This window comes from Tunturiibacter psychrotolerans (assembly GCF_051013365.1).
Classification (GTDB): Bacteria; Acidobacteriota; Terriglobia; order Terriglobales; family Acidobacteriaceae; genus Edaphobacter; species Edaphobacter psychrotolerans_A.
Map to the genome: position 1 here is coordinate 4,414,999 of NZ_CP132941.1, position 22,738 is coordinate 4,437,736.

A 22,738-nucleotide genomic window follows, 5' to 3' on the forward strand; every position below is an offset into this window, starting at 1 on the left:
TGCGTTTTAGCTCTTCTCAGCAGAGATTCGATTGACCTCGATAAGGCCTTCAGGCAGCTTCATCTCGATTCGTTTCGACTCTGTATTCACAGCGACCAGGAAAGCCTTCACAAACGGAATAAGAATCTCATCTCCAGCAGCAGACTCTACCTCCAACAGCGGTGCAGCGTCGGTAAGCCGGCGCGCCCCATCCGCGGTCGTAGCGAACTGAACATCTCCAACCACGCCCACCGCCATCGCGCCGTCGTACACCGTGCAGCCGATCAACTCGCTGATGTAAACCGAGTCATCGTCCAGTGCAAGCCGCTCCTCGCGAGGCACAAGCACATCCAACCCGGCCACCGTCTCCGCATCGGAGATCGTTTCGATCCCCGCCATTTGCAGCACGACGCGGCCTTCGTTTTTGCCGACGGGCAGCCAGAACCCCACAACTTCCGCGGCACGTGCCTCCGACTCCTCTCCGGCGAATCCGGAAGGGGCAAGAAAGACTCTCGTCTGCTTCTCGAAGCGTTCAGGGAAATCGGTAAACAGCTCTGCAAGCACCTCGCCCTTACGACCCTGGGGCCGAAGCAGATGGGCCAACACAATCCAGGCTGGAGTGGTTTGCGTCATAGAGCAAAATCCAAGATGCCAGAGCCCAGACGCCGAAAGCTATCCTCAACTTTAGGGGGCAGGGGGTGGATCCTCTTCCACGATGTCGAGCGAAAATCGGTGCTTCAGCTTCATGCTCGCTGCGCTAAGGATCGTACGCATCGAACGCGCCGTCCGGCCTTGTTTCCCGATTACTTTGCCAACATCACTGGGAGAGACCCGCAAGCGAATCGCGGTACACTCGCCATCTTCTACGGCCTCGACAGTTACGCTGTCTGGGTCGTCCACCAAGGCACGGGCTATCTCCGCTACAAGGTCGGTCATGTTCTTTACAGGGTTGTTCCCTGCAGGAAACTGAGTTGCCTGAGTCATCGCACACCTTCTGGGTCTGGGAGTCACGAAGTAACGCTCAAGCACTTTCCCTTTGTCTCGTCTACTGCGAGATCTTCCAGGAGGTGCTGCAACGAACGATACACCGGTCGCAAGAGGTCCAGGGTTACAAACCCCGGGCCCGCTGCTTTGCAAGGCCACTGCATTTCGACTGTGCAATACCAAGGAGTCTACGTGAAACCTGACTCGAGACGTACTTCAAGGAACCTATTGTGCCAGCTATCTTTGGGAACCGTTACCACATACCCAAAGATAGCCTTAACCAGTAACTCCTAGGCTACCGCGACTGCCTCTGCCGGCTTCTGTGCCATCAACTTGCCCACGCGCTCGGACAACTGTGCTCCATTCCCGGTCCAGTAGTCGATGCGGTCGCGCTTCAAATCAACCGTTGCAGGGTTGGTGCGCGGATTGTAAGTTCCTACCACTTCGACCGAACGGCCATTGCGGGCGCGGTCCTTCTCAATTACAACGATGCGGTAATGTGGCTGCTTACGCGCTCCAACGCGCGCCAAACGAATCATCAACACGGGCGATGCCTTTCAGAACATTATTGGTATGGGTGACATAGTCGCGCTGTCGATCTCTTTTTGGACAGGGACTTTAGGTACATTACCCAACAACTAAGTATGGCTGAAAATGCGCCTTTTAGCAACGCAGAAGCGCAAATTTCCTCAACATGACGGGAAAAGAAATCGCAAAACGTCCCCAAATCGCTCCGACCACGCATTTTCGTCGTGAACCGCACCATCCGCCTTCATGTAGGCCAGGTCGACCCCCGACTGCCAGCCCCGCTTGATCAACTGCCGTTCCAAATGGTCCGCATCCCGCACATGTCGCACCCCCTCTGCTGTGCCGATGTCCAGCCAGATGCGCGCCATAGGCCTCGGCCGTGTCTGATCGACCACAGTGAAGATGCTGCGCTGATCCCACCACAGCGAAGGCGACATCACCGCCAGCTTGCCAAACACCTCCGGATAGGTAAAACCCAGATAAAGCGAGATCAGCCCTCCAAGCGACGACCCTCCCACCCCCGTGTTCCTCGCATCGCTCAACGTACGGTAGGTACGGTCAATCAGCGGCTTCAACTCCTCCACTAACAGTCGCCCATAACTCTGTCCATCCCCCCCGCCCATTTTCAAGTCGCGAGTCGGCGTATACTCCGCCATGCGGCGTAGCCCTGTATTTGCAACGCCGACGAGGATCACCGGTTCAATCTCACCGCCAAGAGTCAGCTCGTCAGCCGTGGTATGCGCGTTCCAGGTCCGTCCGGCAATGTACGAAGTGCGCCCATCAAACAAATTCTGCCCATCATGCAAATACAAAACAGGGAAGCGCCGATCCTCCTGCTCCAGATACTCCGGCGGCAGATACACCGAAACAACTCGGTCATCCGGCAAAATCTCCGAATGAAACTTACGTACGCTATATCTCGGATTAGAATCCAGATCGTCTGCGATATGCTCGGTCAGCGCCTCTTCGGGCAAAAAGGCGGCCACAGGCTCGCGCTCAACGGCCGTAAGCGCAGGGTTCAGATGGGATTGCGATGATTGTTTCAATGCGAAAGAGCTTGCTCCAATAAACTACGATTGCATCAGACTAGCAGAGGGAGCCCGATGAAACGCGAATACCACAAATGGTTCTCACCGTCCCTCGGCCGCGACATGGAACTGCTGATCTTCGGCCACGCAGGCTATCCAGCCGTAGTCTTCCCCACCTCCTGCGGCCGCTTCTACGAGTTTGAAGACCGCCACATGGTCAGCACCGTCCAGGACAAACTCGAACACGGCCACCTCCAGCTCTTCTGCGTCGACTCAGTCGACAGCGAAAGCTGGTACAACCGCGACGTGCCGCCCCGCTGGCGCATCGCCCGCCAGGTTCAGTACGAGCAATACATCATGAACGAGGTCGTCCCTCTCGTCCGTCAGCAAAATCAGTACTCCGGCCTTGGCGCCATCGGCACGAGCTTCGGCGGCTACCACGCCTTGAACGCTGCGCTCCGGCATCCCGACATCTTCACCGCCATGCTCTCCATGAGCGGATCCTTCGACCCCTCCAACTTTCTCCGCGGCTACTACGACGACGACTGCTACTTCAACATCCCCATGCACTACCTCCCCAACATCAGCGACTCCTGGTATCTCGATCGTTACCGCCGTAACAACTACATCCTCGCCACCGGCGTTCACGACCAGTGTTGGAACGACAACGAACGCATGGCGCAGATCTTCCGCAACAAAAGCATCCCTTGCCGCCTCGATGTATGGGGCGACAACACAGGCCACGACTGGCCCTGGTGGCAGAGAATGCTGCAAACCTATCTCTAGGTCACCGGGCAAACCTCTCCCAAACCCCTGCATGGAGGATTCAGTGAAGAAGATTGGTGTTCTGTTCGGAATGGAAAATACCTTTCCCGGCGCGCTCGTTGATCGCATCAACGCGATGGAAATCGAAGGCATTCAAGCTGAGTTCGTCTGCGTCGGCGGCGTACAAATGGCCGCCCCCTCCGGCTATGCCGTCATCGTCGACCGCATCTCGCACGACATGCCCTTCTACCGCGCCTTCCTTAAAAACGCGGCCCTCACCGGCACTCAGATCATCAACAATCCCTTCTGGTGGTCAGCCGACGACAAGTTCTTCAACTACGCACTCGCGTCAAAACTAGGCGTAGCCGTACCCAAAACCGTCCTCCTCCCCCACAAAAAATTTCCGCCACAAATCAACGAGCGCTCGCTCCGCAACCTCCAGTTTCCCCTCGACTGGGACAGCATCTTCGACTACGTCGGCTTTCCCGCCTTTCTCAAACCCCACGATGGCGGCGGCTGGCGCGACGTCTTCCACGTCCACAATCGCGACGAGTTCTTCCACGCCTACGACCAGACCCGCGACCTCTGCATGACTCTCCAGGCCGCAGTCAACTTCAAGGAGTACTTCCGCTGCTACGTCGTCGGCCAATCGGACGTCCGCATCATGCCCTACGATCCACGCCGACCGCACGAGCAACGTTATGTCCTCGACCCGCCCGAGTATGACAAGAAGCTCCTCAAGCGTGTCGAAAAAGATGCCCTCACTCTCTGCAAAGCCCTCGGCTACGACCTCAACACCGTAGAGTTCGCCGTGGAAGACGGCATCCCCTACGCCATCGATTTCATGAATCCCGCGCCCGACGCCGACCTCCACTCCGTAGGCAAGGAGAGCTTCGACTGGATCGTCGACAAAGTATCAAAGCTAGCGGTAAAGAAGGCGCAATCCTCCAACAAAATCAGACATGAGCTAAGTTGGTCCGCCTTCCTCGCGCCCTCAACAAAAAACATGACGCTGAAACCACCAGCAACACCCGCATCTAAGAAAAACGAAAAAAAGAAGACCAAAAAAGAAGCGTAGTTTTCGTCGCGCTTGAGAGCAGTGGTACTCTTCTGACTCACAACGGTAAGCGGAGAGTGTATGCGGCCATCTTTCACCCTAGGCATCGAAGAGGAGTACCAGACAGTCGATCCGGAAACCCGCGATCTGCGCTCGCACATCGCCACCGAGATGCTCGCCAAAGGCAAGCTGCGTCTCGAGGAGCGTGTCAAAGCCGAGATGCATCAATCCGTCATCGAGGTTGGCACGCGCGTCTGCAGCAACATCCAGGTCGCGCAGGAAGACCTCTTCGATCTCCGCCGCAACATGATCGCCCTCGCCGAAGAGCACGACCTCCTGCTCATCGCCGGCGCCACTCACCCCTTCGCCGACTGGCGCGTGCAGGAGATCTACCCCGATCCCCGCTACGCGCAGGTCGTCGAAGACCTCCAACTCGTCGCCCGCGCCAATCTCATCTTCGGCCTCCACGTCCACGTCGGCATCGAAGACCGCGAAGCAGCTATCCGCATCATGAACTCGCTCCGCTACTTCCTCCCCCACATCCTCGCGCTCTCTACCAACTCGCCCTTCTGGCTTGGCATGGAGACTGGCTACAAGAGCTACCGCGCCAAGGTCTTCGAAAACTTCCCCCGAACCAACCTCCCCGACAGCTTCTCCAGCTACTCCGAGTTCGAGAGCTACGTAAATCTACTAATCAAGACCAACTCCATCGACAACGCAAAAAAGATATGGTGGGACGTCCGCCCCCATCCCTTCTTTGACACCGTCGAAGTCCGCATCTGCGACATCCCTCTCCGCGCGCAGGAGTCCATTGCCATCGCCGCCCTCATCCAGGCCACCGCCTGCAAGCTCTGGCACCTCCACTCCCGCAACGTCGACTATCGCCAATACTCCCGCGCCCTTTTGATGGAGAACAAATTCCGTGCCGTCCGCTACGGCATCGACGGCAAGATGATCGACTTCGGCAAACAAACCGAAGTCCCTGTCCGCGAACTCATCATCGAATACCTCGCCTTCATCGACGATGTCCTCGACGAACTGGGAAGCCGCGACGAGATTAACTACATCCACACCATGCTCGCGCAGGGCACAGGCGCCGACCGCCAGCTCAAGGTCTTCCGCGAAACCGGCAGCCTCAAATCCGTCGTCGACTACATGGCCTCCGAAACCAGAGCTGGCCTCTAAGAATCTACTCACGCTGACGAAATCGGGAACCTGAGAAGATGCGGATATCCGTTGAAGTCTCTCGTGTCATCGCGAGGTCGCAAAGAATCTCGCCTACCACGGAAGAAAATTTGAAACCATGACCGGAGAATCCGCCAGCTAGGCTCACCTGCGGATAATTCGGGTGCGTATCGATAATGAAGTGTTCGTCAGGCGTCATCGTATACATGCAGGTCGCCGCGTGAGAGATTCCCCCATTGAGCGAGGGAATTCTAGTCCCGATAGCAGACCTCATTGCTGATTCATCACGCGGATGTATGCGCCGATCGATTGTCGATGGAGTGCATGTCTCATTACCGGAATGAATCCCCACCTTTGGGCTCCCATCTTCACTTATTCGCGGAAGGCCATAGAACAACGGAGATCCCTCAGGTGCCCACAGGAAGATCGGGAACACTTCACGATCAAAGCTGGAAGATTCGCGAAGAGGTTTAAGCCAGAACATGACCCTGCGTGAGACGACGACCGGCATCGAAACGTCGGGCGCCAGCTCCCCGAACCACGGACCGACAGAAATCACCAGGGATCTGGCATGGTAAGTCTGCTTCGCCGTCGTAACGGTTACACCGTCACCTTCTCGAGAAGCTGTCCACGAAAGCACTGGTTCTTCGAAACGCAGATCTGCACCGCGCTTGGATGCACCGCGTAGATGCTGCCGGATACATTCCTCGGGCTTGAGGTAGCCTGCCTTCTCTTCGTAGAAACCTACTTCATCGTCTGTCAGGGCAAACTGCGGAAAACGCCGACGCATCTCTTTGGCGTCGAATAGATCGTGCCCGAGACCGTACTGTTTCGCGCTTCTCAAGCAGCCTGTCACCAGCGCTCCTTTGGTCGGTCCAATGGCAACGCCGCCGGTGATGGTCAAGAGGTCCTCGTTGCTTTCCTCTTGCAACTGATCCCAAAGTTCATATGCGCTTAAAACGAGCGGTACATAGGCAGGATCTTCGTAGTATGCCTGCCGGATAATGCGCGACTCCCCGTGAGACGATCCCTTGTCGTGAGCGGGCGTAAAGGCCTCCAGCCCCAACACTTTGGCGCCTCGCTTAGATAGCTGGTACGCCGCGGCGCTTCCCATAGCGCCGAGGCCGACGACGATAACGTCAAATGTGCTTTCCAGCGTTAACTCCACGGTGCAACAGATTAGCTTGATTATGGGACCCAAAGTCCCTTCCCTAACGATATGTGGTCAGAAGGATCTTTTTGTCTCATCGACCTCCTTTTTGCAGGCGCGTTTCCTTTTTGGAAAAAACCTGTCAACCCCTTAATCTCTAAAACCCGCACCACACAAGGAGATCCCGCTGGCGTATCACCTGGCAAAAACCGATATAATTAAGACAGGCCTAAAGATAAACCTCGACCTAATCGTCGGGGTTTTCTGTTTTCGGCATCAATATCAATGACAGGAAGACTTTACAGAAAATCATCTCCTAAAAAGTTGTACTTCAAGACTTTGCCTTTGTGGGAAAAAGGAAGTCCAGACCTAACTCTCAAGGATCGAAGACTTTAGCACAAAATCGACCCGGGGAGGGGTACCGCCAGGATCACATCGGTCTCCTTTTCCTCCTGTAACGTTTCAGTAACAAGCTATCTTAGTAAGTAGTTTTACCCGGAAGGCAGCACACATGGTTGATCAAGCAACGCAGGCAGCACCAGACCTCCGCACTACCGCATTTCCCGCCGAGTTCATCCCCGGCGCCCGCAACGCCGTCACCACCTGTCTCCGTATTCAGCCCAACGAAAAGGTCACTCTCATCACCGACGAGCGCTGCCTCACCATCGCAGCCTCCCTCGTCGCTGAACTCGAGCGCATCGGCTGCACCTGGAACGCCTTCGTCCTCGAAGCCCTGGCCCCGCGCCCACTCGTCGATCTCCCCGCCACCATCCTCGAAGACATGGAGTCATCCCAGGTCAGCATCTTCGCGGTCGAGGTCCAGCCAAACGAACTCCACAGCCGCATGCAGATGACCGACGTCGTCAATCGCCGCCGCATGCGTCACGCCCACATGGTCAACATCACCCCAGAGATCATGACCCAGGGCATGCGTGCTGACTTCCTCGCCATCGACCGCCTCTCCCAGGCCGTCCTCGACAAAGTCCGCGCCGCCACCTACGTCCGAGCCACCACGCCCGCCGGCACAGACATCCACGCCCAACTCAACCCCGACTACCGCTGGTTCAAAACCTCCGGAATCATCAGCACTGAAAAGTGGGGCAACCTCCCCGGCGGCGAGTGCTTCACCGCACCAGGCGAAGTCAACGGTGTCTTTGTCGTTGACGGAGTGGTCGGCGACTTCCTCTGCGCCCGCTACGGCATCCTCCGCGCGCACCCCCTCACGATCAACATCGAAGGCAATCGCATTACTCGCGTCTCCAGCGAGAACAAGGCCCTCGAACGCGACTTCTGGGCCTACACCCACACCGACGAAAACTCCGATCGAGTGGGAGAATTTGCCATTGGTACCAACATCGGCGTCGACCGCGTCATTGGCAACATCCTGCAGGACGAGAAATTTCCCGGCATCCACATCGCCTTCGGAGACCCCTACGGCGCCCACACCGGAGCCCCCTGGAAGTCCTCCACCCACATCGACGTGGTAGGCCTCGAGTTCAGCATCTGGCTCGGTGACGCCCAAGGCGAAGAGCAGATCATGCGCGACGGCCAGTTTCTAATCGACGCTTAGCCAGACAGCAACGACAGGCTGGAAATCGTTCGACAAAGCTGTCAGTGTGAATCAGTTGTCGTCTTACTATCCGTCTTGATCTGATAAGGTTTCGTATCGACGCCCTGGTTGTACTTGATGTCGGAGTAAACCGCCGTTCGATAATCATCGGAAGGCATGTAGAAACTCTGTTTCAACGTTATGCCGCGGACGGGATCTACCCAGATCGTCATGTGCGTGCAATTGTTGCGGACAGCAGGGTCCTTCGGTACCAGATCCAGCTTCGCCGTCTGCACCCCATTCACCATCTCATCCCCCAGATCCGAGATCGTCCACGCCTTAGCCATCTCCTTGCCGCTTCCACCGAATCCGAGAGTCAAAAAACTCTCCATCTGGGCCTGGTTGCCCTTAGGAGTGATGATCGTCTCATGATCAGTTCCAGGATCAAACAGAGTCAAAACCCCATTTCGATACTCCAGAATCTTGGTCGAGGGGGACGTGACCCTTGCACCCATCACGGTCTTACCCGCCTCTTTTTTGAAGTAGATGGTGCCTTTCTGCGTGGTAGTTTGCTGCACAACCTTCTCATAAAGATCCCACTGGAAGTTGGCTTCGGCCGACTGGAACTTCAAGCTCGCCGCATCCATCTGCCGAAGAACCTCGTCCAAGTGGCCTGCCTTCGGCTGCGCAACCGCAGAAAGTGTAACGGGACCCAAAGTTACGGAAGAGAAGAGAAGCGATGCAACGATGCGACGAATAGTAGTCATAGTCAGGTACTCCCAAAGTGAGATGCAATAGGCGTCAGAAAACTAACGGAGCACCCAGGCGTTGTATGCAATGATTTTGCCCTGCACGTCACGAATGGGCTCATACCGCTCGAGTGACACCTCGCCTGATATTGGTTCGATCACACGTAAGATCGCCGTCCGGCGTTCAGGGTCGGTCCGAGCGCCGCTCATATCATCGGCTCGAACCTGATAGATGAAGCGGCTGCTTCCGCCGGAGGTTCCAGCCTCCCTGACCAGCACCTCGCTCGCATGGAGCGCAACTGTCTCAACCGGTTTGTCCTTGAAGTCGATCAAATGAGGTGAGACGAACATGAAGATCAGAATAGCCGTCACCATGACGTCATAATGGAAACTGCCTCGTTCGTAGGCCCAGAAGATGTAGTTGCGAATCAGTTTGAACATAAATTAGCTCCTGCTTTGTTGCTTACCGATGACCGTGTCACCGTTCATATAGGGTACTAACACGTCTGGGACTTTGATCGTGCCGTCAGACTGCTGATAGTTCTCCAGAATTGCGAGGTAGGTGCGGCCCACAGCGAGGCCGCTTCCATTCAGGGTATGAAGAAATTCGGCCTTTTTCGCTCCAATGGGACGATAGCGAATATTTGCCCGGCGTGCTTGGAAAGACTCGAAATTAGAGCAGGAAGAGATTTCTCGATATAGTTGCTGCCCAGGCAACCACACCTCGAGGTCATAGGTTTTAGCCGCGGAAAATCCCATATCCCCTGTGCAGAGCAGCATTCGTCTATAAGGGAGACCAAGCCGTTCTAGGACGGTCTCAGCATGGCGGGTCAGACGTTCGTGTTCTGCACCGGAATCCTCAGGTCGTGCAAACTTGACCAGTTCAACCTTCTGAAACTGGTGTTGACGGATCATGCCGCGGACATCCTTGCCGTAAGATCCAGCTTCGGAGCGGAAACATGGAGTGTAGGCGCAGAAGGACGTTGGAAGCTGCGATTCGTCAAGAATCTCGTCGCGGAAAATGTTTGTGACGGGAACCTCGGCGGTTGGAATAAGCCAGTGATCATTCTCTTGATATACGCCTGGTTGGTAGCTGCCTTTGTCGTCGCAATGAAATAAATCTTCGGCGAATTTGGGCAGCTGACCAGTGCCGAAGAGGGACCTGGAGTTGACCATGTAAGGTGGCAGGACTTCGGTATAGCCGTGTTCGCCGGTGTGAAGGTCGATCATATAGTTGGCAAGGGCACGCTCAAGACGAGCTCCCTGTCCGAATTGAATAACGAAGCGGGAGCCTGAGATCTTGGCGGCGCGGCTAAAATCGAGGATGCCCAAGGCTTCCCCCAGGTCCCAGTGAGGTTTTGCGGGGAAGTCGAAGACCGTTTTCTCGCCCCAGACCTTTTCTTGTCGATTGTCGTCGGCCGATTTTCCGATGGGGACGCTGTCCTGAGGTAGATTAGGAAGAGATTGCAGCATCTCTTTCAAGCGCTCGTCGGAAACTGTCGCAGAGGATTCGAGCGATTCCGTTTCAGATTTCAGGGTACGCGTCTGCTCGGTTTGTGCTGTGGTATTTACGCCCTCACGTCTGAGTTTTGCGATCACTTCAGTCAGCCTGTTTCGCTGGGCCTTTAGCGTTTCCAATCGGGTGATAGCATCGCGCCTCGCGCGATCGACTTCAGCGAAGCTACCGAGTACGACGGCAGGATCCATTCCCCGGTTACGCAATTTCTCTTCTACTAAGGCTAAATTAGCCCGAACAAAGGCAAGATCGATCATTACCATCCATTTTAGCGTCTTCCCAAAGCGATAAGGCTTTCAATCTCTCCGCAATACTTTCCGTTTACCCTAGGTTGATGCGAAAGCCTGTTGTTGCCCTTCTGTCATGTTTTTTTTGCTAGTTGCTCTATCTTCGGCGCGGGCCGATGTCTATCACGCGAAGCCGAAGCTCGTCGTGATTCTGGTTATCGATCAGTTTCGCGGCGACTATCTCGATCGCTACCGAGATGCGTTGAAAACACCGAACGGGTTTAATCTATTTCTGAAACGTGGAGCATACTTTAATTCTTGCTACTTTGATTATGCCAACACAAAAACGGCTCCGGGGCACGCGACCATTGGGACAGGTGCTTATACGGACGGCCATGGCATCGGTAGTAATGAGTGGTGGGACTTAAGCCGTAACACAGACCGGGTTATTTCGTCGGTCGAGGACGAGCGGTATCGCCTGGTCGGCAACTTTGACGATCTGCCAGTGCTTGCTCCGCCTCCGGCGCCTGCTCCAAATGATCCTCGAATTGGATCTTCGCCGATCAATCTGCTTGCTACGACTATTGGGGACGAAGTTCGACTTGCGACGCAGGGGCAGTCAAAGCTGTATGGCGTATCGCTAAAGGATCGGGCAGCGATTCTGCCGGCCGGACAGACTGCTAATGGAGCGTTCTGGATTGACAATTCGTCTGGCCGCTTCGTTACTTCTACTTATTACATGCAGAAGTTACCGGACTGGGCGGCGAAGTTTAATAAAGGACCGAGAGTTGCTCAAGCCGTGAAGGAGGCTGGTCTTGGAGAAACAACGCAGTTCTATTCACTCGTGGGGCACACTCCAGCTGCGAACAGTTATGAGTTGGATTTTGTCCGGGCGCTTATTGAGGGCGAGTCTATGGGCCAGAACAGCGTGACCGATGTGCTCACGGTTAGTCTGTCAGCTAACGATATCCAAGGACATCAGTTTGGGCCGGACTCTGACGCTCAACGTGAGATGGTTATCCGACTAGACCAAGACCTCGACAGTTTCTTTAGCTACCTCGACAAGAAGATTGGTTTGCAGAATGTGATGGTTGCGCTGACTGCGGATCATGGAATCGCGCCAATCCCGACGGAGTCCGCTAAACTCGGGGCGGCTTCAGCGCGCCTGGACTTGGACGCTTTTACCGCGGCGATTGACGAGAGTTTGAATGCCCGGTTCTCCCCGAATAAGGGCGTGCAATATTTCATGCCGACTCAGGAGTTGCCTTATCTGGCGCTCGATTCCCGAGCTTTTGTCGCCGTATCGGAGAAAGATGCCGAGCAGGCTGTGGTCGACGCGATTCCCACGGCTGTCAAGAAGCTAGGCGCTCCGGCCTTGCCTCCAAATACTCTGCTCACGCCAGAGGCTAATCGGAGATATCAAGAGACCCGCGTTGACGCTGACCCGTCGATTTACTTCAGTCGCACTCGGGTTGATCTTGAGGCAGGAAAGGTGCCCAACACGGAGTTCGGGCGCCTTATTTCGCATAGTTACACCGATCACGGCGGATGGTATGTGATGATCTTTCCAACGGCGTACCAGATGGAATATTCAACCGGGATACAGACGACGCATTTCTCTCCTTGGAGCTATGACCGACATGTGCCACTCGGTTTCTTTGGGGAGGAGTTTTTGCCTGGTTTGTATCGCGAGCAAGTTGCCCCGGTGGACATCGCGCCTACAATTGCGTCTGTTCTAGGAGTTAATGCGCCGTCCGCTAGTGTTGATCGAGTTCTAACTGAAGCGCTGCGGCCAGATAATGCAAACGCAAGATAGGGTACCGCTACACTGTTTAGGTATGAGAATGGAATCACGACAGTGAGCGCGTCTGCACGAATCAAAGGTCCTGACATGCGGGTGAAGATCGCCGGTATTGAGTTTTGTTCGCCGGTAATTGCGGCGAGCGGAACCTTTGGCTATGGCGTCGAATTTGAAGACCTTGTCTCAATGTCTCGGATAGGAGGGTTCGTCACCAAGGGGCTTTCGCGAGAGCCCATGGCAGGTAATCCGGCTCCCCGAATCATCGAAACCGCCGCGGGGATGATGAATGCGATTGGACTACAGAATATGGGCGTCCGAGCCTTTATAGCAGAAAAGCTACCCCAACTGAGGAAGATCAAAGGAGCGGTCATTCTTGCGAATGTCTTTGGTTTCACTATCGGAGATTGCGTTGAGGTAATTAAATTCCTGAACGACGCCGCGGACATAGCGATGTATGAGCTGAATGCGAGTTGTCCCAATACCAGTCATGGGGGCATGGTCTTTGGGACCGATCCTCCGCAGCTTTGGGAACTGGTAGCTCGCTGCAAGGCGGCCGCTCGCAGGCCCTTGATGGTCAAGCTTTCGCCAAATGTCACCGATATTGGATTAATGGCACGTGTTGCTGCAGATGGGGGAGCCGACGCTGTTTCGCTTGTCAACACCTTCGTATCTTTGGCGATCGACGTTGAGACGCGTCGTCCTCGTATTGCCAACATTACCGGAGGGCTCTCTGGGCCTGCGATCAAGCCAATTGCCGTGCGGATGGTACACGAGGTTTCAAAGAACGTGACGATTCCTATCGTAGGTATGGGAGGAATTGTTCGGGCCGAGGACGCTGTGGAGTTCATGTTGGCTGGAGCCACCGCGGTACAAGTCGGGACGGCTAGCTATGCGGATCCACGCGCAGTCGAGAATATTGCCAACGGACTGAAGCGCTGGTGTATTGCGCATGATGTAGCTCAGGTAAGCTCACTAACCGGGGCGGCCCTGCTCTAACGAGATGTTATCGGTGTGCTGGCTTAGAATAGTCAGGTGATGATTGAACACGAGATTGACTCTTTAGCCACTCCTACTGATTTTCGTAAAATCCGTCGCGCTCTACTCTCTGTTACCGATAAGACCGGACTCATTGATTTCGCTCGAGTCCTCGTTTCATTCCAGGTCGACCTAGTTTCGACAGGAGGAACTGCGCGTGCGCTACGAGAAGCCGGTCTTCCGGTGCGCGATATTAGCGACCTGACTGGATTTCCCGAAATGCTCGACGGGCGAGTGAAGACACTTCACCCAAAAGTTCATGGTGGGATCCTCCATATACGTGATAACGCGGATCATAGGGCTTCAGTGGCTGAGCACCAGATCGAACCGATCGATATGGTAGTGGTAAATCTCTATGCTTTCGAGAAGACTGCAAACCGACCCGGAGTTTCGTTCGCGGATGTAATCGAAAATATCGACATCGGTGGACCGTCGATGGTTCGGTCAGCGGCGAAAAACTTCGCTGATGTAGCGATCGTGACCTCCGTCGCAGACTACGCCCGTTTGGCAGATGAGATGGCCGCGAACTCAGGTAGCTTGAGTCGCACAACGCGATGGAATCTAGCCAAGGCCGCGTTCGCAGTCACAGCGGCTTACGATGCAGGCATAGCGACAACTCTGGAAAGCATCGAAACTCCGAACGGCATCGCTATATTTTCACAAGGTCAGCTACCAGCAACAATTCGGGTCAATGATCAACTCCTCAAGGTGCTTCGGTATGGCGAAAATCCGCATCAGAAAGCTGCGCTTTACACAGATGGCAGCAAAAAGGGTGTCGCAAACGCCAAGCAGTTGCAAGGTAAGGAGCTTAGCTACAACAATATCGTGGATCTGGACGCATGCTGGGAATTAGTAAGCGAGTTTGATGAACCGGCGGTGGTTATCATCAAACATACAAATCCCTGTGGAGCTTCCACTGGAGCGACGGTTGCCGAGGCCTACCTACGGGCTCTTGAGGCCGATCCGGTGTCCGCTTTTGGTGGAGTGATTGGGATCAATCGCGAGGTTGATGCCGTAGCGGCGGAGCAGATCGCGAAGCTTTTTGTCGAGGCGATCGTAGCACCTTCGTTCACCAGTGAGGCGCTGGAACGTTTTGGAGCTAAAAAGAATCTCAGGCTTATCGAGATTTTGCCCACTGAGACCCCACGTATTATGTTGAAGCAGGTTTCCGGGGGGTTGCTCGTGCAGGATGCGGACCGACTACGCATCAGCGAAGGACAACTCCAAATCGTCTCCAAAAGAAAGCCTACCGCGGAGGAGTTGAGGGCCATGGTCTTTGCCTGGCGGGTCTGCAAACATGTCAAATCGAACGCGATAGTCTACGCCCGATTCAGCGACGGACACGGGCAGACGGTCGGTATTGGGGCCGGTCAGATGAGTCGGGTGGATGCCGCCCGGTTCGGTGCAATGAAGGCTGTATTACCGTTAGAAGGTACGGTTGCCGCTTCGGATGCCTTTTTTCCCTTTGCCGACGGTCTGGAAGTTGTGGCGCAAGCGGGTGCTACTGCTGTAATCCAGCCCGGGGGCTCAGTGCGGGACGCCGAGGTCATCGAGGCTGCAGATCGGCTGGGTGTGGCGATGGCATTTACGGGGGTCAGACACTTTCGTCACGGATAGTCTTCCAGATTCCCGCTAATGACGGATATAATCACCGCCATGTTGCCGCAATTGGCTGGTCTCGCCGCCTGCATCCAATCCGGACACGGGATCGTCTAACCAGTGTCTGGCAGCATCGCTTCGACTTTTATTCCGTCGGCACAGGAAACTAACTCATGACACTTTTTTTACGTGCCTCTTCTATTCGCGACTTTCGTATGATCCCCGCTGCCGCGGCTTTTTTTGTGGCACACGTCGTGTTCGCTCAAAGCCCAGGCGGATTGAAGACCCCGATCTCAGCTTCGACTCAGCCCGATCGGGCTTCTTCCTACTATCACTACAGCCTGGCCCGGCTTTACGAAGATATGGCGGTTAACGCAGGCCGGTCGGACTACGCCACACAAGCGGTGGAGCAGTACAAGTTAGCTCTGGATGCCGATCCGAGTTCGCGTCTGCTCCAAGATGGGTTGGCCGATCTCTATTTCAAGATTGGCCGCATCCGTGAGGCGGTGACGGCTGCGCAGGATCAGGTGAGCAAAAATCCTGACGACATAGAAGCCCATACGCTCTTGGGGAAGGTTTATCTTCGTTCTCTCGGGGACATGCAAAGTCCGCAATCAGGCCAAATGCTTCAACTGGCGATTGCTGAGTATGAAAAGCTCGCACAATTGAAACCGGGCGATGTGGAGACGCATCTTTTGTTGGGCCAGCTTTACGGTCTGAATCATGATTCGGGGAAGGCGGAGGCAGAGTTCAAAGCAGCGCAGAGCATCGACGCAAATTCGGAGGAAGTTGCGCTCAATATGGCGCGGCTTTATAGCGAGCAGGGTGATCCGAAGCGCGCTGCAGAGGTGCTTAATGCGGTGCCGGTTGACGATCGTTCGCCTCGCGTCGAGTTCGCCTTGGGTGCGAGTTACGAGCAACTGAAGAAGAATAAGGACGCGATCGCAGCGTACCATCGAGCTCTGGATCTTGAGCCAGACAATCTGGATACGGAGCGGGGTCTTGCCAATGCATTACTAGCTGATGGTCAACTGGACGAGGCGTTGAAGGTGTTGAATGTCATCGTCGCAGCTGAACCGCAGGATGCCCAGTCGCAGATCCATATCTCGGAGATCGAACGCAGACAGGGCCATTATGACGAGGCGCTCAAGACCCTTGATAAGGCGAAGCCGCTGGCTCCCGACTCGCTTGAGCTTACCTATAATGAGGCTCTTATCTATGACTCGCTGGGTCGCTATGACGATGCGACTGGAGTCCTGACTAAGCTAGTCGCAGATACCGCCCATCCGGATGGGAAGTACACGGATGGGGAGAAGGCCAATCGCTCGATCTTCCTCGATAGGCTGGCGATCATCTATCGGGAGCAGAACAAGACTCCGGAGGCTGTTGCGGCTTACAAGCAGATGGCTGCGCTTGGCGGTGATTACGTCAAGAGTGGTTATCAAGGGCAGATCGATGCGTATCGCGATGCTCACCAGTGGAAGGAAGCGACTGCAGCTGCTGCCGAGGTAGCGAAGCTGATGCCGAACGATCATGGGATTCAGCTGATGTATGCGGGTCAGCTTGCTGATACAGGTTCGGTAGATCAAGGTATTGCGCTGGCAAATGCGCAGTTGGCAGCGACGAAGGGAACTGCGGACGAGCGCGATTCTCATCTGGCTTTAGCTCAGATTTATACGCGTCTCAAGCGGTTTCCGGAGGCCTCTGCTGAGTTGACGAGCGCTGATGCGCTGGCGACGAAGCCTGACGAGAAGCTCTATGTGGCGTTTCTGCGCGGTGCGCTTTATGACCGGCAGAAACAGTATGATCTGGCGGAAGCGGAGTTTCGTAAGGCGCTTGCGATTGATCCGCAGAATGCTACCGTTCTCAACTATCTCGGTTACATGTTCGCGGATCGCGGCGTCCGGCTTGCTGAGGCGTTGACGATGATTCGGAAGGCGGTTGAACTTGATCCGCAGAATGGCGCGTTTCTAGACTCGCTTGGCTGGGTTTACTACAAGTCCGGTCAATATGCGCTGGCGGAAGAAAATCTTCGCAAAGCGAATGAACGGATCAACACCGACCCTACTGTTCACGATCATCTCGGTGAGGTTTACGAGAAGACAGGGAACCTGAAAGGTGCTGTGGCACAGTGGGAGCGGTCGATGACTGAATATTCTCGCTCGCTGCCGGCGGATGCGGATCCTGCGGATGTTGCGAAGGTTGAGCATAAGCTTGAGAACGCGCGCGTAAAGCTGGCGAAGGTCGGGACTGTTTCGGTCAAGTAGTTACTGGTGAAGCGTGAGGCCTCTCGAGTCATTTCGAGAGGCCTTTGCCGTTTACACTAGAGTTGACTATGGCAACCGATCTGCATCGATGCGCGGTTGTCGCCGATCCGGGCGACCTGCTGCTGACTCGCGTTTATCCTGCACCCTTTCGGCCTTCGCGGACACCGTTTCAGCGGGACCGGGAGCGGATAGTGCAGGCTCGTGCCTTTCGGAGGCTTGCGGGGAAGACGCAGGTTTTTACGAGTCGCGCGTCGGATCACTTTCGTAGCCGATTGACCCATACCATTGAAGTTGCGCAGATTGCGCGGGCGGTTGCGGCTTCGCTCAGGTTGCAGGAAGATCTGGCCGAGACGCTGGCATTGGTCCACGACATCGGACATCCTCCGTTTGGACATGCCGGGGAGCGGGCGCTGGACCGGTGTTTGAAGAGGCATGGCAGCGGTTTTGACCATAATATCCATGCTCTGCGGATCGTCGAGCATTTCGAGCTGCGCTATGCAGCGCATCGTGGGCTGAACCTGACGCTTGGCGTTCGCGAGGGCATCATCAAGCATTCGCGTGACTACAGTGTGGAGAAGCATCCTGATCTCGCAGGTTTTCTGCTGGATCAGAGACCACCGCTCGAGGCTCAGTTGATCGATCTTGCAGACGAGATCGCTTATCTGACGGCAGATCTTGATGACGGCGTCGAGTCCGGGCTGCTCGAGATTGGGCATATCTGCGAGCATGTGGAGATCGTCGCGCGCTGCTATAAGACTGTCGAGCGAGAGCATGTCGGGGTCGATGAGAAGTTCCTTTTCAACGAGGCGTTGCAATTGATGCAAAACGTTCTTACCGATGACTTGATTGAAAATACGGCTCGCAACACGCTGGCGATTGGAGCGGAGTCGCTGGCTGATATTCGAAAACACACCAGCCGGCTTGCCTTGTTTTCGCCTGAGGTTGAAGCGCAGCGTCTTCAGGAGAAGCAGTACCTCTACGACACTCTTTACACCTGTCCGGCGCTTGAACATGAGCACGATAAGGCGGAGGAGGTGGTGACGGCCTTGTTCGACTACTGGATCAACGATCCGGAGGAGCTGCCGGTGAGCCACTTCGAGTCGGTCGAGATCCAGGGTCTGGCTCGCGTGGTAGCCGACTATATCGCTGGAATGACGGACAGCTTCATTCTGTTGCAATATGCGCAGATCAAGCGGGCTGTGCGCCGGTAGAGCTTTTTCGCGATTAAAAAGTGCACGACCTCTTTCGGGACGGGGTACACTTTCAGCCACATGAGCTTCAGTCCGGCGAACATTACCGCGTTGGTGATAGCGTCCAGCTTTGCGGCTGGGCTCAATATCTATGCCACCGTACTGACGCTTGGGCTGCTGGCTCGCACGCATTGGGTTGCGCTTCCTCCTGGACTTGATTCGCTGGGGCACACCTGGGTGCTGGTGGTGTGCGGGATTATGTTTGCGATCGAGTTCGTGGCCGATAAGATTCCTGCCTTCGACATGATCTGGAACGGTTTGCATACGGTGGTGCGAATTCCGATTGCTGCGCTGGTGGCGTATCACGCGAGTTCTCAACTGACGCCGCAGATGCAGATACTGGCGACGGCGATTGGTGCTGCGGTGGCGCTGGCGGCGCATGGGTCGAAGACTGCGCTGCGTGCGGCGGTGACGCCGAGTCCGGAGCCGGTGTCGAACATTGCTCTGAGCTCGTCGGAGGATGTGGTGGCAGTTGGGCTGACGTGGTTTGCGACGCACCATCCAGTGATTGCTGCTTCTGCCGCTCTACTCTGCCTGGCGGCGGCGGTGCTGGCCGCACGGGCGCTCCTGCGCGCGATACAGAAGCCCTTGCGTCGGTTGTTTGGGACGGATCTTGAAGATAGGGCGCAGGTAAAGCCTCTTCCGTGAGGGGTCCCCCCCCCCATTACCCGCGCATAAATCTTTTATTTTCATGCACTTGCAAGGTGTCATCTCCTGTAAATTCGTCATTGCAAAAGGGTTGCGTCCAAATTCGTCTTATCAAGGGGTTTAGGGCTTCATGTACCTTGTAGACGTGAAAAAGCCCCGGGTTCGCCGGGGCTTTTTTCTGTCTGTTTCCAGTATAGCGATTTGGCTATAACTGATACGCCACGCGTAAGTCTCTTTATTTCAGTTGGTTGTGTTGTTGGTGGGCTTGACAAGTTTTTGTGACACTTTGGGCCGACTTCGAGCGGGGAAACGAAATACGGGGGTCTCTCCACTGCGCCGTTCATGATGAGACCGTGAGCGGCTTCGGTCGAGATGACGATTTTTTGCGGGGAAAAGACCTCAATGCAGAAGACATGGACAACAGCAAATCCCCTTCGGGGATGACGACCGGAAAGGCAGCGGCAACAGCAAAGGCGAAAAGCGGGTTTCTCCACTGCGCCGCTCACGATGAGACCGTGAGCGGCTCCGGTCGAAATGACACTTTTATCGTTCGCTTTGTCTGTGGAATTATCAGCTTTGATCTTTGGAATTATCAGCTTTGATCTTTGGAATTATGGGCTTTGATCTTTGGAGTTATTGGTTTGATCTTTGGAATTATTGGCTTAGGTCTATGGAATCAGTGGGTGTTGGGCATTTGGAGTTCGAAGAGTTTGGCGGGGTCGATGTAGGTGCCTTGCCAACGGACTCCAAGGTGGAGGTGGGGGCCGGTGGCGCGGCCTGAGGCGCCGCTGAGTGCGATGATCTGGCCGCGCCGAACGCGGCGGCCAACGGCGACTTGGATCTTTGAGAGATGCATGTAGACGCTCATGAGGCCGAGGCCGTGGTCGATGACGACGCAGCCGCCTTCGAAGTAGAGCGGACGGGCCAGGACGACGCGTCCTGAGTTGATTGCGGCTACGGGTGTGTGCAGCTTCGCGTGGTAGTCGAGGCCGTGGTGAACGCTGGCGATCTTTCCGTTGAAGAGACGTTGATTGCCGAAGGAATCAGACTCGGGCGCGAGAGGGAGAGGTGGTAGAAAGTTGACGGACCATAATCGTGCGGGAGACGAGCTTGCGAAGGCTTTCTCTTTGACGATCTGGTCTGCGGCGATTTGTTTGAGGGCGTGGGGACTGGGTTCAACGAATTTGTCTGGAACGGTGAGGGGGACCTGGAGGTAGGGCGCGGTTTCGATGGTTAGTTGTTGGTGGAGTGTTTGTTGGGTTCTGTCTTTGAGATTTGCTTCTACGGTGAGCGGGTAACTGCCTGGGGCGAGTTCAACGTCGACTCCGGCGAGCGCGAACCAGGTGCGGTGATCGGAGTTCGGGAAGAAGAGAACGTGGTGAGTTTGCCAATCGCCGGTGATGGAGAGCGCTTCGCTTGGGAGTGAGAGTGTGATGAGGAAGGGTGATCCGTTCATCAGTGGGGATGAAGAGATGTGGAGAGCGCTGTCGTCGAGCTTGGTGGCACAGTGACCTGGATACGCGATGGAGAGGAGCATTGCGGCGGCGAGGGCAAGGGTTCGATCGAGCGTCCGGAGCATGAGATGAGAGTGTATGGCAGAAACGGATTGGTGAGGCAAATTGTTGCGACGGGCGGTGCGGGCGGGAGAGGTTGTCGCGGTGATATTCTAGCCAGAATCAGTAGGAATGAGGCCTCGTTTTCATGTCAAACCCCGGTGCACCAGAGCCCACGTCGTTCGAAACCCCCGAAAACACAGAGTCTACCGAATCGTTCGACGCGATTCTTTCGCAGTTTGAGCAGACGCATCAGCGACGGTCCGGTGAGGGTGGAAAACAGATAGCGGGAACTGTGGTCGCGGTGTCGGCTGACTCGGTGTTCGTCGATATTGGGTATAAGACCGAGGGCGTGCTGCCGCTTGCGATGTTTCAGAGCGCGGGTGAGACGGTTGAGGTGGGGAGTAAGCTGCAGGTTTCGGTGAAGGGAAGGAACGAAGAGGGATACTACGAGCTTTCGCGGATGCGGGTGGAGCAGCCGAAGGATTGGAGTGCGCTGGAGAAGGCGTTTGCGGATAAGTCGGTGATCGTTGGGACGGTGACGGGAGTGGTGAAGGGCGGCCTGACGGTGGACGTGGGTGTGAGGGCGTTTATGCCTGGCTCGCGCAGTGGGGCGCGGGATGCCACGGAGATGGAGAAGCTGGTGGGGCAGGAGATTCGCTGCAGGATTATTAAGCTGGATGCGGTGGAGGAGGATGTTGTCGTTGATCGGCGCGCGGTGGCGGAGGAGGATGACCGGGCGACGAAGGAACGGCGGTATGCGGAGATTCGTGAGGGTGATCTGGTTTCGGGCACGGTGCGCAGTGTGACGGACTATGGTGCGTTTGTTGATATTGGGGGAGTGGATGGGTTGTTGCACATCAGCGATATTTCGTGGGCGCGGGTGGAGAAGCCGGCGGATGTGTTGACGGTGGGACAGCAGGTTGATGCGAAGGTCTTGAAGGTGGAGGCGGCGGGGAAGCGGATTTCGCTGGGGATGAAGCAGCTGCTGGCGCATCCGTGGGATGCGGTGGCGGGGAAGTATGTTGCGGGCGAGCGCGTGCGTGGGGCGGTGACGCGGGTGACGGACTTTGGGGCGTTTGTGGAGTTGGAGCCGGGCGTTGAGGGGATGGTGCATATCTCGGAGATGTCGTGGGTGAAGAAGGTGAGGAAGCCGGGGGATCTGGTGAAGCCGGGGGATGTGGTAGAGGTGATGATTCTCGGGGTGAGTGTGGAGGAGAGGCGGATGTCGCTGGGGTTGAAGCAGACGCTGGGCGATCCATGGGTGGATGTGGCGGAGAAGTTTGCGGTGGGCTCGCAGGTGGAGGGGCCGGTGACGAGCTTTACGAAGTTCGGCGCGTTTGTGCAGTTGGTGGAGGGCGTGGAGGGGATGATTCATGTCAGCGAGATCAGCGCGGAGAAGCGGGTGGAGCGGCCGCAGGATGTGCTGCGCGTGGGGCAGGTGGTAAAGGCGAAGGTGCTCGATGTAGATAGGGAGAAGCGGCAGATCAAGTTGAGCATGAAGCAGCTAGTGCCGACGGGGCTGGATGAGTACATCGCGGAACATCAGGATGGGGATCTGGTGACGGGACGGCTGATTGAGGTCTCGGGCGAGCATGGGACCGTGGAGCTGGGTGAGGGGATTCGCGCGCGGGCGGGGCTGGTAGCGGAGGGTGCGGTGAAGGAAGAGGCGAAGTCCGGGGCGCCGGATCTGTCGTCGTTCAGCTCGATGCTGGCGGCGCGATGGAAGAATGGGCCGAGTGCTGCGGAGGCGAAGGCTGAGCCGGTTCGGGTGGGGCAGATTCGAAGCTTTCGCATTACGCTGCTGGATCGCGAAGCGAAGAAGGTGGAAGTGCGGCTGGTCTAAAAGATTATCAAGAATAAATTCG

21 protein-coding genes are annotated in these 22,738 nt (G+C 55.8%); 12 read left to right on the forward strand and 9 right to left on the reverse strand.

Translation table 11 applies throughout. The annotated features are described in order from the left end of the window. Nucleotides 1-6: 6 nt before the first annotated feature. The 4 genes from rimM to RBB76_RS18655 all read right to left on the reverse strand — a co-directional run bounded on the left by rimM (nucleotide 7) and on the right by RBB76_RS18655 (nucleotide 2,537). Nucleotides 7-612 (reverse strand): ribosome maturation factor RimM, encoded by a 606-nt coding sequence (gene rimM / locus RBB76_RS18640; RefSeq protein WP_429629193.1) that lies wholly within the window; start codon nucleotides 610-612, stop codon nucleotides 7-9. A 51-nt stretch (nucleotides 613-663) separates the two neighbouring features. Next, nucleotides 664-963 (reverse strand): KH domain-containing protein, encoded by a 300-nt coding sequence (locus RBB76_RS18645; protein WP_429629194.1) that lies wholly within the window; start codon nucleotides 961-963, stop codon nucleotides 664-666. 290 nt (nucleotides 964-1,253) lie between these two features. Further along, nucleotides 1,254-1,502: a 30S ribosomal protein S16 gene (gene rpsP, locus RBB76_RS18650; protein WP_179582336.1), complete on the reverse strand. Its 249-nt coding sequence runs from the start codon at nucleotides 1,500-1,502 to the stop codon at nucleotides 1,254-1,256. Between the two features lie 150 nt (nucleotides 1,503-1,652). Then, entirely contained in the window at nucleotides 1,653-2,537 is an 885-nt protein-coding gene (locus tag RBB76_RS18655) for an alpha/beta hydrolase (protein ID WP_429629195.1), read from the reverse strand. A gap of 57 nt (nucleotides 2,538-2,594) precedes the next feature. Here RBB76_RS18655 and RBB76_RS18660 point away from each other — a divergent pair, with 57 nt between their 5' ends. From RBB76_RS18660 to RBB76_RS18670, 3 genes are read left to right on the forward strand one after another with little or no spacing between them, the layout of a single operon-like run. After that, nucleotides 2,595-3,305 carry an esterase family protein gene (locus RBB76_RS18660; protein ID WP_429629196.1) on the forward strand — a complete coding sequence of 237 codons (711 nt, stop codon included), beginning with the start codon at nucleotides 2,595-2,597 and terminating at the stop codon, nucleotides 3,303-3,305. A 43-nt stretch (nucleotides 3,306-3,348) separates the two neighbouring features. Beyond that, on the forward strand, nucleotides 3,349-4,362 hold the full coding sequence (locus tag RBB76_RS18665) for an ATP-grasp domain-containing protein (protein ID WP_429629197.1): 1,014 nt from the start codon (nucleotides 3,349-3,351) through the stop codon (nucleotides 4,360-4,362). Between the two features lie 60 nt (nucleotides 4,363-4,422). Continuing rightward, nucleotides 4,423-5,526, forward strand: coding sequence for a carboxylate-amine ligase (locus RBB76_RS18670; RefSeq protein WP_429629198.1), 1,104 nt, complete (start codon nucleotides 4,423-4,425; stop codon nucleotides 5,524-5,526). Between the two features lie 4 nt (nucleotides 5,527-5,530). Here the strand turns inward: RBB76_RS18670 and solA are convergent, their stop codons facing one another. Beyond that, nucleotides 5,531-6,694, reverse strand: a complete 1,164-nt coding sequence (solA, locus tag RBB76_RS18675; RefSeq protein ID WP_433963453.1) for an N-methyl-L-tryptophan oxidase — start codon at nucleotides 6,692-6,694, stop codon at nucleotides 5,531-5,533. A gap of 493 nt (nucleotides 6,695-7,187) precedes the next feature. On the opposite strand from solA, the gene RBB76_RS18680 reads away from it, so the two are divergent. Continuing rightward, the gene (locus RBB76_RS18680; RefSeq protein WP_429629200.1) at nucleotides 7,188-8,246 is read left to right on the forward strand and encodes an aminopeptidase; all 1,059 of its coding nucleotides are present in this window, start codon (nucleotides 7,188-7,190) and stop codon (nucleotides 8,244-8,246) included. 41 nt (nucleotides 8,247-8,287) lie between these two features. On the opposite strand, the gene RBB76_RS18685 is transcribed toward RBB76_RS18680, so the two are convergent. Genes RBB76_RS18685 through serS form a run of 3 tightly spaced genes read right to left on the reverse strand, consistent with a single transcriptional unit; the run spans nucleotide 8,288 to nucleotide 10,747 of the window. Further along, nucleotides 8,288-8,992, reverse strand: a complete 705-nt coding sequence (locus RBB76_RS18685) for a LolA family protein (protein WP_429629202.1) — start codon at nucleotides 8,990-8,992, stop codon at nucleotides 8,288-8,290. A gap of 42 nt (nucleotides 8,993-9,034) precedes the next feature. Beyond that, a complete protein-coding gene (locus tag RBB76_RS18690; RefSeq protein ID WP_429629203.1) occupies nucleotides 9,035-9,415 on the reverse strand; it encodes a hypothetical protein in 381 nt (126 codons plus the stop codon). A gap of 3 nt (nucleotides 9,416-9,418) precedes the next feature. After that, nucleotides 9,419-10,747 (reverse strand): serine--tRNA ligase, encoded by a 1,329-nt coding sequence (serS, locus tag RBB76_RS18695; protein ID WP_429629204.1) that lies wholly within the window; start codon nucleotides 10,745-10,747, stop codon nucleotides 9,419-9,421. Between the two features lie 106 nt (nucleotides 10,748-10,853). Here serS and RBB76_RS18700 point away from each other — a divergent pair, with 106 nt between their 5' ends. The 7 genes from RBB76_RS18700 (at nucleotide 10,854) to RBB76_RS18730 (ending at nucleotide 19,919) form a co-directional block, all read left to right on the forward strand. Continuing rightward, nucleotides 10,854-12,533, forward strand: coding sequence for an alkaline phosphatase family protein (locus RBB76_RS18700; RefSeq protein WP_429629205.1), 1,680 nt, complete (start codon nucleotides 10,854-10,856; stop codon nucleotides 12,531-12,533). Nucleotides 12,534-12,608: 75 nt separating this feature from the next. After that, the gene (locus RBB76_RS18705; protein WP_429629640.1) at nucleotides 12,609-13,514 is read left to right on the forward strand and encodes a dihydroorotate dehydrogenase; all 906 of its coding nucleotides are present in this window, start codon (nucleotides 12,609-12,611) and stop codon (nucleotides 13,512-13,514) included. A 39-nt stretch (nucleotides 13,515-13,553) separates the two neighbouring features. Next, nucleotides 13,554-15,170 (forward strand): bifunctional phosphoribosylaminoimidazolecarboxamide formyltransferase/IMP cyclohydrolase, encoded by a 1,617-nt coding sequence (gene purH, locus RBB76_RS18710; protein ID WP_429629206.1) that lies wholly within the window; start codon nucleotides 13,554-13,556, stop codon nucleotides 15,168-15,170. A 155-nt stretch (nucleotides 15,171-15,325) separates the two neighbouring features. Next, nucleotides 15,326-17,419: a tetratricopeptide repeat protein gene (locus tag RBB76_RS18715; protein WP_429629207.1), complete on the forward strand. Its 2,094-nt coding sequence runs from the start codon at nucleotides 15,326-15,328 to the stop codon at nucleotides 17,417-17,419. Nucleotides 17,420-17,487: 68 nt separating this feature from the next. Next, nucleotides 17,488-18,630, forward strand: coding sequence for a dGTP triphosphohydrolase (dgt, locus tag RBB76_RS18720; protein WP_429629208.1), 1,143 nt, complete (start codon nucleotides 17,488-17,490; stop codon nucleotides 18,628-18,630). Nucleotides 18,631-18,690: 60 nt separating this feature from the next. After that, nucleotides 18,691-19,317, forward strand: coding sequence for a DUF4126 domain-containing protein (locus RBB76_RS18725; protein ID WP_429629209.1), 627 nt, complete (start codon nucleotides 18,691-18,693; stop codon nucleotides 19,315-19,317). A gap of 278 nt (nucleotides 19,318-19,595) precedes the next feature. Next, nucleotides 19,596-19,919, forward strand: a complete 324-nt coding sequence (locus RBB76_RS18730; protein WP_429629210.1) for a hypothetical protein — start codon at nucleotides 19,596-19,598, stop codon at nucleotides 19,917-19,919. A gap of 74 nt (nucleotides 19,920-19,993) precedes the next feature. Here the strand turns inward: RBB76_RS18730 and RBB76_RS18735 are convergent, their stop codons facing one another. Further along, nucleotides 19,994-20,896, reverse strand: a complete 903-nt coding sequence (locus RBB76_RS18735; protein WP_429629211.1) for a M23 family metallopeptidase — start codon at nucleotides 20,894-20,896, stop codon at nucleotides 19,994-19,996. 122 nt (nucleotides 20,897-21,018) lie between these two features. On the opposite strand from RBB76_RS18735, the gene RBB76_RS18740 reads away from it, so the two are divergent. Further along, nucleotides 21,019-22,716 carry a 30S ribosomal protein S1 gene (locus RBB76_RS18740; RefSeq protein ID WP_429629212.1) on the forward strand — a complete coding sequence of 566 codons (1,698 nt, stop codon included), beginning with the start codon at nucleotides 21,019-21,021 and terminating at the stop codon, nucleotides 22,714-22,716. The last annotated feature ends 22 nt before the right edge of the window (nucleotides 22,717-22,738 follow it).

Coding starts and splice junctions, on each gene's coding strand:
- RBB76_RS18645 (WP_429629194.1), bottom strand. CDS start 963: ATGACTCAGGCAACTCAGTTTCCTGCAGGGAACAACCCTGTAAAGAAC.
- RBB76_RS18705 (WP_429629640.1), top strand. CDS start 12,609: ATGCGGGTGAAGATCGCCGGTATTGAGTTTTGTTCGCCGGTAATTGCG.
- rpsP (WP_179582336.1), bottom strand. CDS start 1,502: ATGATTCGTTTGGCGCGCGTTGGAGCGCGTAAGCAGCCACATTACCGC.
- RBB76_RS18740 (WP_429629212.1), top strand. CDS start 21,019: ATGTCAAACCCCGGTGCACCAGAGCCCACGTCGTTCGAAACCCCCGAA.
- rimM (WP_429629193.1), bottom strand. CDS start 612: ATGACGCAAACCACTCCAGCCTGGATTGTGTTGGCCCATCTGCTTCGG.
- RBB76_RS18660 (WP_429629196.1), top strand. CDS start 2,595: ATGAAACGCGAATACCACAAATGGTTCTCACCGTCCCTCGGCCGCGAC.
- RBB76_RS18690 (WP_429629203.1), bottom strand. CDS start 9,415: ATGTTCAAACTGATTCGCAACTACATCTTCTGGGCCTACGAACGAGGC.
- RBB76_RS18700 (WP_429629205.1), top strand. CDS start 10,854: ATGTTTTTTTTGCTAGTTGCTCTATCTTCGGCGCGGGCCGATGTCTAT.
- RBB76_RS18735 (WP_429629211.1), bottom strand. CDS start 20,896: ATGCTCCGGACGCTCGATCGAACCCTTGCCCTCGCCGCCGCAATGCTC.
- RBB76_RS18680 (WP_429629200.1), top strand. CDS start 7,188: ATGGTTGATCAAGCAACGCAGGCAGCACCAGACCTCCGCACTACCGCA.
- dgt (WP_429629208.1), top strand. CDS start 17,488: ATGGCAACCGATCTGCATCGATGCGCGGTTGTCGCCGATCCGGGCGAC.
- serS (WP_429629204.1), bottom strand. CDS start 10,747: ATGATCGATCTTGCCTTTGTTCGGGCTAATTTAGCCTTAGTAGAAGAG.
- RBB76_RS18715 (WP_429629207.1), top strand. CDS start 15,326: ATGACACTTTTTTTACGTGCCTCTTCTATTCGCGACTTTCGTATGATC.
- purH (WP_429629206.1), top strand. CDS start 13,554: ATGATTGAACACGAGATTGACTCTTTAGCCACTCCTACTGATTTTCGT.
- RBB76_RS18685 (WP_429629202.1), bottom strand. CDS start 8,992: ATGACTACTATTCGTCGCATCGTTGCATCGCTTCTCTTCTCTTCCGTA.
- RBB76_RS18670 (WP_429629198.1), top strand. CDS start 4,423: ATGCGGCCATCTTTCACCCTAGGCATCGAAGAGGAGTACCAGACAGTC.
- RBB76_RS18725 (WP_429629209.1), top strand. CDS start 18,691: ATGAGCTTCAGTCCGGCGAACATTACCGCGTTGGTGATAGCGTCCAGC.